The sequence below is a fragment of the Constrictibacter sp. MBR-5 genome, from assembly GCF_040549485.1.
In the GTDB taxonomy this organism is placed as follows: Bacteria; Pseudomonadota; Alphaproteobacteria; order JAJUGE01; family JAJUGE01; genus Constrictibacter.
In genome coordinates, this window is the sequence record NZ_JBEPTK010000015.1 from 28,190 (window position 1) to 40,651 (window position 12,462).

The window sequence follows — 12,462 nt, forward strand, 5'->3', positions numbered from 1 at the left end:
ATGCTGCGCACCTGCCTCGGCTTCCGGGCGTGCCGGAAAGGTGGCGTCGCCGTCGAGTTCGCGCTGATGGTGCCGATACTCGTCTTCACCATGATCGCGATGGTGGATTTCGTCCGCCTCATGAGCGAGGACGGTCGCATCGCCAATGCCGCATTGGCAGGGGCCCACTTCGGCATGCAGAGCACTGCGCACGCCGCGGATGAAGAGGGAATGGTGCGGGCCGCGCGCGCGGATGCGGGAAAGGGCGCGGAAGAGCTGGAGATCGTGGCCGAACAGAAGTGTCTCTGCGCGAACGGCAGCGCCGTACTGTGCTCATTGAGCTGCGAAAACGGCGCGAAGCCGGTGATGATGGTGAAGGTCAGCATATCGAAGCAGTTCGCGACGATGATGCCCTATCCGATGATCGAGAATCCCGTGCCGCTCTATCGCGATGCGGAGGTCCAGGTGCAATGACCCGTTGGCGGGTGGCTCGGACAGCGATACGTGACCGTCGGGGCAACGCGGTGGTGGAATTCGCGCTGCTGTCCTTGCCGATGCTGCTGATCGTGCTCGGCTTCTTCGAACTGGGGAGGTTCTTCTATCTCAGCGAGTCGATCGCGAACGCGGCACGGGAAGGGGCGCGCGCCGCCGCTGTCCGCGGCGCAGCCAGCCCCAAGCCCGCCAGGGCGGAGGACATCGCAACGATCGTCCACAGGCACGCGCCCGGCTTCGTGCCGGCCGCCAGTCTCGACGTCAGGACCAGCTATTCCCCGGACAACAGCCCCGGCGCCAGCGTTGCGGTGACCGTTGCCTACAGCTACCGCCTGCTGGTGCCCTGGATCGCCGCGTTCACGACGATCCAGATCGAAAAGCACGCGGCGCTGACGATCTCCCGCTGATGCGAGCGTAGGCGGATCAGGCCGCCAAGTCGCGCTGCTTGAGCATCGCGAGGATCTCGCTGGCCGCTTCCGGGATGTTGGTGCCCGGGCCGTAAATCGCAGCCACGCCCTTGGCCTTCAGGAACTCGTAGTCGCCCGGCGGAATGACGCCGCCGCAGACGACCAGGACGTCGCCGGCACCCTGACGACGAAGCTCGTCGATCAGCTGCGGCACGAGCGTCTTGTGGCCGGCCGCCTGGGACGAGACGCCGACGATGTGGACGTCGTTCTCGACGGCCATGCGCGCCGCTTCCTCGGGTGTTTGGAACAGCGGCCCGACGTCGACATCGAAACCGATATCGGCGAAGGCGGTGGCGATGACCTTCGCGCCGCGATCGTGGCCGTCCTGGCCCATCTTGGTTACCAGCATGCGCGGCCGCCGGCCTTCGCCCTCTGCGAAGGCATCGACGTCGGCGCGGATGCGGCTGTAGCCCTCGTCACCGTCCCAGCCCGCGCCGTAGACGCCAGAGATGGACCGGATCGTCGCCTGGTAGCGGCCCCAGGACTTTTCCATGGCATCGGATATCTCGCCGAGGGTCGCGCGCGCCCGCGTCGCCTCGACAGCCAGTGCCAGCATGTTGCCTTCGCCGGTGGCGGCTCCCTTAGTGATGGCGTCCAACGCCGCCTGCGTCTTCGCCTCGTCGCGCCCGGCGCGGATCTTCTTCAGGCGGGCGATCTGGGAGTCGCGCACCGCGGTGTTGTCGATGTCCAGGATGTCGACCGACTCGGGGTTGGTCGGGCGGTACTTGTTGACGCCGACGATGGTCTCCTCGCCGCGGTCGACGCGCGCCTGCCGACGGGCGGCGGCCTCCTCGATTTTCATCTTCGGCATGCCGGCCTCGACGGCCTTGGTCATGCCGCCCAGCGCTTCGACCTCGTCGATCAGCTTCATCGCCTCGGCGGCGAGACTGGCCGTCAGATGCTCGACATAGTAGCTGCCGCCGAGCGGGTCGATGACGTTCGGGATGCCCGTCTCCTCGGCGATGATCAGCTGCGTGTTGCGCGCGATCCGCGACGAGAAGCGCGACGGCAGGGCCAGCGCCTCGTCGAGTGCGTTGGTGTGCAGCGACTGCGTGCCGCCCAGGACGGCGGCCATCGCTTCGATCGTCGTGCGGATGACGTTGTTGTGCGGATCCTGCTCGGCAAGGCTGACGCCCGACGTCTGGCAATGGGTGCGCAGCGCCAAGCTGTCGGCTCGCTGCGGGTCGAAGTGCTTCTTCATCAGCGTCGCCCAGAGGTAGCGGGCGGCGCGCAGCTTCGCGACCTCCATGAAGAAGTTCATGCCGATGCAGAAGAAGAACGACAGTCGCGGCGCGAACTGGTCGACGTGCAGGCCCTTGGCCTGGGCGGCGCGGACATATTCGAGCCCGTCCGCCAGGGTGAAGGCCAGCTCCTGCACCAGCGTCGAGCCGGCCTCCTGCATGTGATAGCCGGAGATCGAGATCGAGTTGAAGCGCGGCATCTTCTGCGCGGTGAACTCGATGATGTCGGCGACCGCGCGCATCGAGGGCGTCGGCGGATAGATGTAGGTGTTGCGGACCATGAACTCCTTGAGGATGTCGTTCTGGATGGTCCCCGACAGCTTCTCGGTCGGAACGCCCTGCTCCTCGCCCGCCACGATGAAGGCGGCCAGCACCGGGAGGACGGCGCCGTTCATCGTCATCGAAACCGACATCTCCTCGAGCGGGATGCCGTCGAACAGGATCTTCATGTCCTCGACGCTGTCGATCGCCACGCCCGCCTTGCCGACGTCGCCGACGACGCGCGGATGGTCGCTGTCGTAGCCGCGGTGCGTCGCGAGGTCGAAGGCGACCGAGAGGCCCTTCTGCCCGGCGGCCAGCGCCTCCTTGTAGAACTTGTTCGACTCCTCCGCGGTGGAGAAGCCGGCATACTGGCGGATGGTCCACGGCCGGTTGGCGTACATCGTTGCGCGCGGCCCGCGCACGAACGGCGCGAAGCCCGGCATCGTGTCGAGATGTTCCAGGTCCTGGAGGTCGGCGGCCGTGTAGAGCGGCTTCACCACGATACCTTCCGGCGTGTGCCACGCCAGCCCGTCGGGCGAGCCGCCCTTCAGATCCTTTGTGGCGAGCGCCTGCCAGTCATCGAGCGTGCGCTTCGGGAAATCCGCCATGGTACGACCTCCTGCTACCTTGCGCGGAGTATATAGCGATTCCTGCGCCGGCTCGTCCATCCGGCCGGTCCGGACAATCCCCGGCAATGCGGCGTCCTCGGCTTGCGCATGGAGCGCCAACCCGGCTAACCCTGGTCCGCCTCTATCGTCTCGACCGGATACCTTAATGAACAATACCACCTCTTCCCGCAGCTGCGGGCTGCTGGATCTTGAGACGCGGTCCGGGATCGTCCAGGCGTTCGCAGTTGCCGCCGGCATCCCTCTCCTGGCCCTCGCGTCATGGATCGAGGTGCCGATGTTGCCCGTGCCGATGACGATGCAAACCTTCGCAGTCCTGTTGGTCGGCGCGCTCTATGGCTGGCGCCTGGGGGCTCTGACCGTCGCCGCATGGCTCGCTTGCGCTGCACTCGGACTACCGCTTCTGGCCGGGGGCGCGGGCGGCGTCGCGCGTTTTGCGGGACCGACCGCCGGCTACCTGTTCGCGTTCCCGGTGGCGGCGGCATTGGTCGGCTGGCTCGCAGCGCGTGGCTGGATGTCCGGGTTTCTCCCGGCGACTGCTGCCGTGCTCCTCGGACACGCCGTCTGCCTCGGCCTGGGGGCGACATGGCTAGCCTGGTTGATCGGCCCCGATCGCGCGCTCGCAGCCGGCGTGCTGCCCTTTCTTGCCGGCGCGGTGTTGAAATCGGCACTCGCGGCGGCGGTCGTACGGCTCGTTGCGCAGACCGGCAACACGGACGTCGGCTGAGGCGCGTGCGGAACCCGCTCGGGCGTTCCGGGGTTCTCTGGCAAAGCCCGACTACCCGCCCCCGCAGGAGACCGTGCCGATGTTCAGACTGATGCGTTACCTACCCTTCGTTCTGATGGGGTGGCGCTACCTCAAGCGCCACCGCAGCCAGAACCGCCCGCCGCAGCGCCGGCGGGCATAGCCTACTTCTCGGCCGGCTTTCCGGTCGCGTAGCCGAGGCTCTTCAACGCCGTCTCGATCTCGTCCAGGATTGCGGGATCGTCGATGGTCGCCGGCATCTTCCAGGCCTCGCCGTCGGCGATCTTGGAGATCGTGCCCCGCAGGATCTTCCCGCTGCGCGTCTTGGGCAGGCGCGGGACGACGGTCGCCTTGCGGAACGAGGCGACGGCTCCGATCTCGTCGCGCACCATCTGCACGACGTCCTTCACCACCTCGTCGCCGGGGCGGTTCACGCCGCTCTTGAGCACGATGAAGCCCACCGGCACCTGGCCCTTCAGGTCGTCGTGAACGCCGACTACGGCGCATTCGGCCACGTCCTTGTGCTGCGACAGGATCTCCTCCATGCCTCCGGTGGAGAGCCGATGACCGGCGACGTTGATGATGTCGTCGGTCCGCGCCAGCACGTAGAAATAGCCGTCTTCGTCACGCATGCCGGCGTCGGCCGTCTTGTACCAGCCGGGGAACTCGGCGAGGTAGGAGTCGATGAAGCGCTGGTCCGCGTTCCACAGCGTCGGCAGGCAGGACGGCGGCAGCGGCAGGCGGATGCAGATGGCGCCGATCTGCCCGTCCGGCAGGATCTCGTGGGTCTCCGGATCCAGGACCTGGATGTCGTAGCCGGGCACCGGCTTGGTCGGCGACCCGTGCTTCACCGGAAGCGCGCCCAGGCCTACGCAATTCCCCAGCATCGGCCAGCCGGATTCAGTCTGCCAGTAATGATCGATCACGGGCCTGTCCAGGACGCGTTCCGCCCATTTCACCGTATCGGTATCCGACCGCTCGCCTGCCAGAAAAAGAGTGCGGAACTTCGACAGGTCGTACTGCCCGATCAGCTTGCCCTCCGGATCGGCACCCTTGATGGCGCGGAAGGCCGTGGGAGCCGTGAAGAGTGCGTTCACGCCGTGCTCGGCGATGACCCGCCAGTAGACGCCCGCGTCCGGCGTGCCGACCGGCTTGCCCTCGAACAGGATCGAGGTGCAGCCGTGGAACAGCGGTGCATAGACGATGTAGGAATGGCCGACCACCCAGCCGACGTCCGAGGCGGCCCAGTACACGTCGCCGGGCTTCATGTCGTACACGCCGTGCATGCTCCATTTGAGCGCGACGATGTGGCCACCGGTGTCGCGAACGACGCCCTTCGGCTGGCCGGTGGTGCCGGAGGTATAGAGGATGTAGCAGGGGTCCGTCGCCTTTACGGGCACGCAGTCGCGCGGGCTGGCCTTCGCCATCGCGGCGTCCCAGTCGACGTCGCGGCCCGCGGTCAGGTCGCAGTCGTGCTGCGGGCGGCGCTTCACGACGCAATGGTCGGGTTTGTGCTTCGACCGCTCGATCGCGGCGTCGAGCAGCGGCTTGTAGGGAATGACCCGCTGCACCTCGATGCCGCAGGAGGCGGAGACGATGACCTTGGGCGTCGCGTCGTCTATGCGCGTCGCCAGTTCGTGCGGCGCGAAGCCGCCGAAAACGACGGAATGCACCGCACCGATGCGCGCGCAGGCCAGCATCGCGATAGCGGCCTCGGGGATCATCGGCATGTAGACGATGACCCGGTCACCCTTGCCGACGCCCAGGTCGGCCAGCACGCCCGCGAACAGCGCCACCTCGTCGCGTAGTTCCCGGAAGGTGAACTTGCGCTGGCTGTCCGTCACGGGGCTGTCGTAGATCAGCGCGAGCTGCTCGCCCCGGCCCTCGTCGACGTGCCGGTCCAAGGCGTTCATGCAGGTGTTCGTCTCGCCGCCGACGAACCAGCGGTAGAACGGTGCATTGGAGCGATCCAGCACGGTATCCCACTTCCGATACCACACGACATCATCCGCAGCCTCCGCCCAGAACCCTTCGGGATCCTGGAGCGAACGGCGGTGTGTCTCGTCGTAGCGGCTGGTCATGACCGATGTCCTCTGCTGGCGCTGGTGGCGCTCAGTCTGCCTTCGCTGCGAAGCATTGCAAGATGGGGCTGGGCCGACAATCCTCCCGTCGAGGCACGCGGTCGGGCAGCTCGCGACACGGCGCCGTCGGCGACGCGTTAGCACGCATGTCACCACCACCCAGCTTCCCGGTGATCTCTTTGGGTGCCGGTTGCATACCGGGAACCAGAGGACGAACATCATCGAAAGATGTCGGCACGTCCCGACCCGGCGGCAGTGGTTCGGGGCACGGGCGGCCGGTACCGAGGAGGAACGTATGCGGCAAATGGCGCTGGTGGGCTTTCTGCAGGCCCAGAACTGCACGCAGCTCGCCAGTTCGTGGCGGCATCCGGAATCGCGCAACGATTCCATGTCGAAGGGCTACTACCAGCGAATCGCGCAGGTCCTGGAAGAGGGCAAGTTCGACCTGGGCTTCTTCGACGACCGGCTGGCCATGCCGGACATGTATGGCGGCGACCATGCGCATACGGTCCAGCACGGCATCCGCTGCGTGAAAATGGACCCGCTGACCGTGCTGACGGTGATGGGCATGGCGACGGAGCGGCTGGGCCTCGGTGCCACCTGCTCGACGACATACTTCAACCCGTTCGACCTCGCCCGCCGGTTCCAGACGCTGGACCTGATGACCGACGGGCGCGCCGCCTGGAACGTCGTCACCTCGTTCAACGACGGCGAGGCGATGAACATGGGGCACGACCGCCACGTGGCGCACGACCTGCGCTACGACATGGCCGACGAGTTCCTGGAGATCGTGCTCGGCCACTGGGACGCCTGGGAGGACGGCGCGATCGTCCAGGACAAGACGACCGGCCTGTTCGCCCATCCGGAGAAGGTCCACCGGCTGGACTACAAGGGCAAGTTCTTCAAGTCGCGCGGGCCGTTCACCGTGCCGCGCTCGGCGCAGGGTCATCCTGTCGTCATTCAGGCCGGCGCCAGCGGCCGCGGCACGCGCTTCGCCGCGCGCTGGGCGGAACTGGTCTTCACCGCCTATCACGACCTCGAATCCGGCAAGAAGAGCTATGCCGCGCTGAAGGAGGCGATCGCGCAGAAGGGCCGCGATCCGTCGAAGGTCAAGCTGACCAACCTCGTCTGGACCGTCGCCGCCGAGACCAAGAGCGAGGCGGAGGACAAATGGGCGCTGGCCGACAGTCTGGTGAACGAGACGGACGCGCTGTCGCTGCTGGCCGAAGTGATGAACTACGACCTGTCGAAGAAGGGTCTGGACGATCCCTTCACCGACGCGGAACTGGCGGAACTGAGCGGTGGCCAGGGGCACATCGACGTCGTGGTCCGCGTGACCGGCAGGAAGAACCCGACGGTTCGCGACTTCATGGAGGTCACGCGTCGCGGTCACGCCCGCGACCCCTTCATCGGCGGCCCGAAGGAGATCGCCGACCGCATGGAGCAATGGTTCGTCGAAGGCGCCTGCGACGGCTTCGTGATCTCGGCGACCCATGTGCCGGGCACCTACGAGGAGTTCGTGAAGTTCGTCGTGCCGGAACTGCAGCGCCGGGGCCTGTTCCGCAAGGAATACACCGGGTCGACGCTGCGCGAGCATCTGGGGCTGGACCGGCCCGAGAACGGCGCATGGCGGAGATACGCCGGCTGACGCTCGGTCCAAGACACGGCACAACGCGAACCGGCGCTCCTGGCGGCACGTCCAGGACAGCCCGGCACCCGGGAGGAGACGGCATGCGGCAGATGGCGCTGGTGGGCTTTCTGCAGGCCCAGAACTGCACGCAGCTCGCCAGTTCCTGGCGGCATCCGGAATCGCGCAACGATTCGATGTCCAAGCACTATTACCGCCGGATCGCGCAGATCCTGGAGGAGGGGAAGTTCGATCTCGGCTTCTTCGACGACCGGCTGGCCATGCCGGACATGTATGGCGCCGATCACGCCCATACGGTCCAGCACGGCATCCGTTGCGTGAAGATGGACCCGCTCACCGTGCTGACAGTGATGGGGATGGCGACGGAGCGGCTCGGTCTCGGCGCCACCTGCTCGACGACATACTTCAACCCGTTCGATCTCGCCCGGCGGTTCCAGACGCTGGACCTGATGACCGACGGGCGCGCCGCGTGGAACGTCGTCACCTCGTTCAACGACGGCGAGGCGATGAACATGGGCTTCGATCGCCATGTCGAGCACGACCTGCGCTACGACATGGCCGACGAGTTCATGGAGATCGTGCTCGGCCATTGGGACGCCTGGGAGGACGGCGCGATCGTCCAGGACAAGTCGACGGGCCTGTTCGCTCACCCGGAGAAGGTCCACCGGCTGGACTACAAGGGTCGGTTCTTCAAGTCGCGCGGGCCGTTCACCGTGCCGCGCTCGGCGCAGGGTCATCCGGTCGTCATCCAGGCCGGCGCCAGCGGCCGCGGCATCCGCTTCGCCGGGCGCTGGGCCGAACTGATCTTCGCCGCGTTCCCCGACGCCGAGGCCGGCAAGCGGACCTATGCCGCCCTGAAGCAGTCGATCGCGGACGCGGGGCGCGATCCGGACCTGGTCAAGATCACGCCGCGCGTCTGGACCGTCGCCGCCGAAACGAAAGGCGAGGCCGAGGACAAATGGGCGCTCGCCGACAGCCTGCCTAACGACATGGACGCGCTGTCGCTGCTGTCCGAGGTCCTGAACTTCGATCTCGCCGTCAAGGGCCTGGACGAGCCGTTCACCGATGACGATCTGGCTCGCATGTCCGGCGGACACAGCATGCGCGACCTCGTCGTCCGCGTCTCCGGCAAGCAGAACCCGACCGTGCGCGACTTCATGCAGGTGACCCGCCGCGGCCGCGCCCAGGTCCCCTTCGTCGGCGGTCCGAAGGAAGTCGCCGATCAGATGGAGCAGTGGTTCGTCGAAGGCGCCTGCGACGGCTTCGTCATCACCGCCACCCACGTCCCGGGGACTTACGAGGATTTCGTGAGGTTCGTCGTCCCCGAACTGCAGCGCCGCGGCCTGTTCCGCAAGGAATATACCGGCAGCACGCTGCGCGAGCATCTCGGCCTGCCGCGGCCGGAGAACGGTGCCTGGCGGAAGCAGGCCGGCTGAGGCGGGCGGGAGGCGTCAGGGCACACGCATCGGTGCGGTCAGCAGGCTGGAGAGGTAGGTCCCGTAGGGCGTGCCGCGCCGTCGCGCGGCGGCCCGTTCCAGCGCCGCGTCGTCGATGAAGCCCATGTGCCAGGCGATTTCCTCCAGGCACGCGATCTGGGCGCCGGTGCGATGCTGGATGGTGCGGACGAACTCGGCAGCCTCCAGCAGCGAATCGTGCGTGCCGGTGTCGAGCCAGGCGAAGCCGCGCCCGAGGAACTCCACCGTCAGGCGGCCGGCTTCCAGATAATGCTTGTTCACGTCCGTGATCTCGAGCTCGCCGCGGGGCGAGGGCTTCAGCCCGGCGGCGATGGAAACGACGTCGTTGTCGTAGAAGTAGAGGCCGGTCACCGCCCAGTGCGACTGCGGCACCGCGGGCTTCTCCTCGATGGCGACAGGCCGCTGATCCGTGTCGAGCGTCACCACGCCGTAGCGCTGCGGATCGGGCACCCAGCTCGCGAAGATCGTCGCGCCCGCGCCGCGGCCGCTGGCACGCTGGGTCAGCTGGCTGAGCCCGGCGCCGTAGAACAGGTTGTCGCCGAGGACGAGCGAGACGTCGGATCGCCCGACGAAGTCGCGGCCGATCACGAACGCCTGGGCGAGGCCATCCGGCGAAGGCTGCACGGCATAGCCGAGCGACAGGCCCCAATCCGCGCCGTCGCCTAGCACATGGCGGTAGAGCGGCTCGTCGCGTGGCGTCGTGATGACCAGGATCTCGCGGATGCCCGCCAGCATGAGCGTCGACAGCGGATAGTAGATCATCGGCTTGTCGTAGACCGGCAGGAGTTGCTTGTTGACCGCCGTGGTCAGCGGGTAGAGGCGCGTGCCGGCGCCGCCGGCCAGGATGATGCCCTTCATGCCGATCCCCTCTCCGGCTCGCTTGCGGGAAACCCGGGCGCGAGCAGTTCGTCCATCACCTCGGCCAGCGCCGCTTCCCAGGGCCGTCCGACGATGCCGTGCGCACGCGCCAGCCGGCCGCAGTCGAGCCGCGAATTTGTCGGACGCCGGGCCGGCGTGGGATAGTTGCGGGTGGGGATGGGCTCCAGCTTCGGCACCGGGCGGCCGCCTGCCGCCGCATGGGCGAAGATGCGCGATGCGAAGCCGTACCAGGTGGTGGCGCCGGCGGCGGTGAAATGGAAGACGCCGTCGGGACCGTCCCCGGCGATCAGGCGCAGGGCGACGGCCATGACCGCATCGGCGATGTCAGATGCCGCCGTCGGCGCGCCGTGCTGATCGTCGACGATGCGCAGCACCGGCCGTTCGCCGCCGAGACGGAGCATCGTCTTCACGAAATTGCCGCCGTGGGCGGAATAGACCCAGCTCGTCCGCAGGATCGCGTGCCTTCCCTCGGCGGCCCGAACGGCGGCCTCACCCGCCGCCTTCGTCCGGCCGTAGACGGAAAGCGGCGCGATCGCATCGTCCTCGACATAGGGCGAAGACTTGCGGCCGTCGAAGACGTAGTCGGTGGACAGGTGGATCAGCGGAATGCCGGCGTCCGCAGCTGCGTGGGCCAGCGCGCCCGGCGCCGCGGCATTGACGGTCTCCGCCGTCTCCGGCTCGCTCTCCGCCTTGTCCACGGCGGTATAGGCCGCAGCGTTGATCACCAGATCCACCGCATCTGCGGCGACCAGGCCGGCCACGCGCGGGGGATCCAGAAGGTCGGCGGTGTCGCGTCCCGGTGCCTCGATCCGTACGGGCTCGGGCCAGGGGCGGCGCAGCAGTTCCGATCCGACCTGTCCCGTGCCGCCGAACAGCAGGATGCGCAATGGAGGTGCGGTCATGGGGCGGCGGCGAGCCCGAGACGCTCGGTCCGGTAGCGTCCGTCCAGGATCGGCCGCCACCACGCCTCGTTTTCCAGGTACCACGAGACGGTGCGGCGCAATGCGTTCTCGAAGCCGTGCCGCGGCCGCCAGCCTAGGTCGCGGGCGATCTTTCCGGCATCGATCGCGTAGCGGAAGTCGTGGCCGGGCCGGTCGGCGACGAAGTCGACGAGGCTGCGGCGCGGGCCGGTGTGAACCGGAAGCAGTTCGTCCAGGATGTCGCAGATTGCGTGGACGACCGTCAGGTTGGATCGCTCGGCGTCGCCGCCGACGTTGTAGGCCTCTCCGACCGCACCGCGTTCGAGGATCGCGACCAGCGCCTCGGCGTGGTCCTCCACGAACAGCCAGTCGCGCACGTTGCTGCCGTCGCCATAGACCGGCAGGGACTGGCCTGCAAGGCCGCGCAGGATGGTCAGCGGGATCAGCTTCTCGGGAAACTGGCAGGGACCGAAATTGTTCGAGCAGTTGCTGACCAGGGTCGGCAGGCCGTAGGTGTCCCGCCAGGCGCGCACGAAATGGTCCGACGCGGCCTTCGACGCCGCATAGGGCGACCGGGGCGCGTAGGGCGTCGTCTCGCTGAAGCGGCCGGTGGCGCCCAGTGAACCGAAGACCTCGTCCGTGGACACGTGGTGGAAGCGGAAGCCCGCCTTCCGGGCGCATGGCAGACCGTTCCAATAAAGACGGGCCGCTTCCAACAGCGTGTAGGTGCCGCCGACGTTGGTGGCGACGAAATCGGCCGGGCCGTCGATGGAGCGGTCGACATGCGTCTCTGCCGCCAGGTGCATGATCGCATCGGGCCGATGGGCGACGAGGATCGCATCGATCGTCGCGCGGTCGCAGACGTCCGCCTGGACGAAGTCGTAGCGAGGCTCGGTCGCCACGGACGCCAGCGACTCCGGGGAGGCGGCGTAGGTCAGCTTGTCGACGTTGACGACCGCATGATCCGTGGCGGCGAGCAGGTGGCGCACGACGGCCGACCCGATGAAGCCGCAGCCGCCGGTGACGAGGATCCTCATTGCGACCGCGTCATGGGTGGGTGAACGGGCTGTCGAAGGCGGCGAGCGTCGGTGCCTCGGCGTCACGCGCCGAGATCACCGGCTGCCCGCCTTCGAGCGGCCAGGGGATGCCGATGTCCGGATCGTCCCAACGGATGCTGCCTTCCAGGGCCGGCGCATAGAAGTCGCTGGCCTTGTAGAGGACCTCGGTGTCGTCCTCGAGGGTGCAGAGGCCGTGCGCAAAGCCGGCGGGAATGTACAGCTGCGCGCCGTTCTCCGCGCTCAGCACCGCCCCGACGAAGCCGCCATAGGTCGGCGAGCCACGCCGCAGGTCGACCGCGACGTCGTAGATCGATCCGCGTGCGACCCGGACGATCTTCGCCTGGGCGTGTGGCGGCAGCTGGAAGTGCAGGCCGCGGATCGTGCCGCGCCGGCCGGAGTAGGCATGGTTGTCCTGCACGAAGTCGTCGGCGATGCCGAATCCGGCGAGCGCGCGTCGGCTGTACGTCTCCGCGAACCAGCCGCGACCGTCGGGGAACCGGCGTGGGACGATCAATCTGACGGCGGGAATGTCGAGGCTCTCTACGCGCATCGGAGACCGTACTCCACCCCTGGCTTCGATCGCGGGCAAA

11 protein-coding genes are annotated in these 12,462 nt (G+C 67.6%); 5 read left to right on the plus strand and 6 right to left on the minus strand.

Annotated features, from left to right (window positions below; all coding sequences use genetic code 11):
• Together ABIE65_RS22850 and ABIE65_RS22855 are read left to right on the plus strand one after the other, a co-directional pair.
• Complete coding sequence (locus tag ABIE65_RS22850; protein ID WP_354080954.1) at positions 1–453, plus strand: TadE/TadG family type IV pilus assembly protein; 453 nt, start codon at positions 1–3, stop codon at positions 451–453.
• A 50-nt stretch (positions 454–503) separates the two neighbouring features.
• On the plus strand, positions 504–878 hold the full coding sequence (locus ABIE65_RS22855) for a TadE/TadG family type IV pilus assembly protein (RefSeq protein ID WP_354080955.1): 375 nt from the start codon (positions 504–506) through the stop codon (positions 876–878).
• A gap of 16 nt (positions 879–894) precedes the next feature.
• On the opposite strand, the gene scpA is transcribed toward ABIE65_RS22855, so the two are convergent.
• Entirely contained in the window at positions 895–3,048 is a 2,154-nt protein-coding gene (gene scpA / locus ABIE65_RS22860) for a methylmalonyl-CoA mutase (protein WP_354080956.1), read from the minus strand.
• Between the two features lie 166 nt (positions 3,049–3,214).
• Here scpA and ABIE65_RS22865 point away from each other — a divergent pair, with 166 nt between their 5' ends.
• Complete coding sequence (locus tag ABIE65_RS22865) at positions 3,215–3,793, plus strand: biotin transporter BioY (RefSeq protein ID WP_354080957.1); 579 nt, start codon at positions 3,215–3,217, stop codon at positions 3,791–3,793.
• A gap of 182 nt (positions 3,794–3,975) precedes the next feature.
• Here the strand turns inward: ABIE65_RS22865 and ABIE65_RS22870 are convergent, their stop codons facing one another.
• Positions 3,976–5,892, minus strand: a complete 1,917-nt coding sequence (locus ABIE65_RS22870; protein WP_354080958.1) for a propionyl-CoA synthetase — start codon at positions 5,890–5,892, stop codon at positions 3,976–3,978.
• A gap of 295 nt (positions 5,893–6,187) precedes the next feature.
• On the opposite strand from ABIE65_RS22870, the gene ABIE65_RS22875 reads away from it, so the two are divergent.
• Positions 6,188–7,540, plus strand: a complete 1,353-nt coding sequence (locus ABIE65_RS22875; protein ID WP_354080959.1) for an LLM class flavin-dependent oxidoreductase — start codon at positions 6,188–6,190, stop codon at positions 7,538–7,540.
• Between the two features lie 83 nt (positions 7,541–7,623).
• Positions 7,624–8,976, plus strand: a complete 1,353-nt coding sequence (locus ABIE65_RS22880; protein ID WP_354080961.1) for an LLM class flavin-dependent oxidoreductase — start codon at positions 7,624–7,626, stop codon at positions 8,974–8,976.
• A 15-nt stretch (positions 8,977–8,991) separates the two neighbouring features.
• Here ABIE65_RS22880 and rfbA read toward each other — a convergent pair whose 3' ends face one another.
• The 4 genes from rfbA to rfbC are packed head-to-tail and all read right to left on the minus strand — an operon-like array spanning position 8,992 to position 12,422.
• Complete coding sequence (gene rfbA, locus ABIE65_RS22885) at positions 8,992–9,873, minus strand: glucose-1-phosphate thymidylyltransferase RfbA (RefSeq protein WP_354080963.1); 882 nt, start codon at positions 9,871–9,873, stop codon at positions 8,992–8,994.
• Complete coding sequence (gene rfbD / locus ABIE65_RS22890; protein ID WP_354080965.1) at positions 9,870–10,796, minus strand: dTDP-4-dehydrorhamnose reductase; 927 nt, start codon at positions 10,794–10,796, stop codon at positions 9,870–9,872. The genes rfbA and rfbD overlap by 4 nt, the downstream gene beginning before the upstream one ends.
• Entirely contained in the window at positions 10,793–11,851 is a 1,059-nt protein-coding gene (gene rfbB, locus ABIE65_RS22895; protein WP_354080966.1) for a dTDP-glucose 4,6-dehydratase, read from the minus strand. Before rfbB ends, rfbD begins: the two co-directional genes overlap by 4 nt.
• 10 nt (positions 11,852–11,861) lie before the next feature.
• Positions 11,862–12,422 carry a dTDP-4-dehydrorhamnose 3,5-epimerase gene (gene rfbC / locus ABIE65_RS22900; RefSeq protein ID WP_354080968.1) on the minus strand — a complete coding sequence of 187 codons (561 nt, stop codon included), beginning with the start codon at positions 12,420–12,422 and terminating at the stop codon, positions 11,862–11,864.
• Positions 12,423–12,462 lie beyond the last annotated feature (40 nt).

Excerpts from the sequence above, each read along its gene's own strand:
- ABIE65_RS22850 (WP_354080954.1), top strand. The coding sequence starts at position 1 with ATGCTGCGCACCTGCCTCGGCTTCCGGGCGTGCCGGAAAGGTGGCGTC.
- scpA (WP_354080956.1), bottom strand. The coding sequence starts at position 3,048 with ATGGCGGATTTCCCGAAGCGCACGCTCGATGACTGGCAGGCGCTCGCC.
- ABIE65_RS22865 (WP_354080957.1), top strand. The coding sequence starts at position 3,215 with ATGAACAATACCACCTCTTCCCGCAGCTGCGGGCTGCTGGATCTTGAG.
- rfbA (WP_354080963.1), bottom strand. The coding sequence starts at position 9,873 with ATGAAGGGCATCATCCTGGCCGGCGGCGCCGGCACGCGCCTCTACCCG.
- ABIE65_RS22875 (WP_354080959.1), top strand. The coding sequence starts at position 6,188 with ATGCGGCAAATGGCGCTGGTGGGCTTTCTGCAGGCCCAGAACTGCACG.
- rfbC (WP_354080968.1), bottom strand. The coding sequence starts at position 12,422 with ATGCGCGTAGAGAGCCTCGACATTCCCGCCGTCAGATTGATCGTCCCA.
- ABIE65_RS22880 (WP_354080961.1), top strand. The coding sequence starts at position 7,624 with ATGCGGCAGATGGCGCTGGTGGGCTTTCTGCAGGCCCAGAACTGCACG.
- rfbD (WP_354080965.1), bottom strand. The coding sequence starts at position 10,796 with ATGACCGCACCTCCATTGCGCATCCTGCTGTTCGGCGGCACGGGACAG.
- ABIE65_RS22870 (WP_354080958.1), bottom strand. The coding sequence starts at position 5,892 with ATGACCAGCCGCTACGACGAGACACACCGCCGTTCGCTCCAGGATCCC.
- rfbB (WP_354080966.1), bottom strand. The coding sequence starts at position 11,851 with ATGAGGATCCTCGTCACCGGCGGCTGCGGCTTCATCGGGTCGGCCGTC.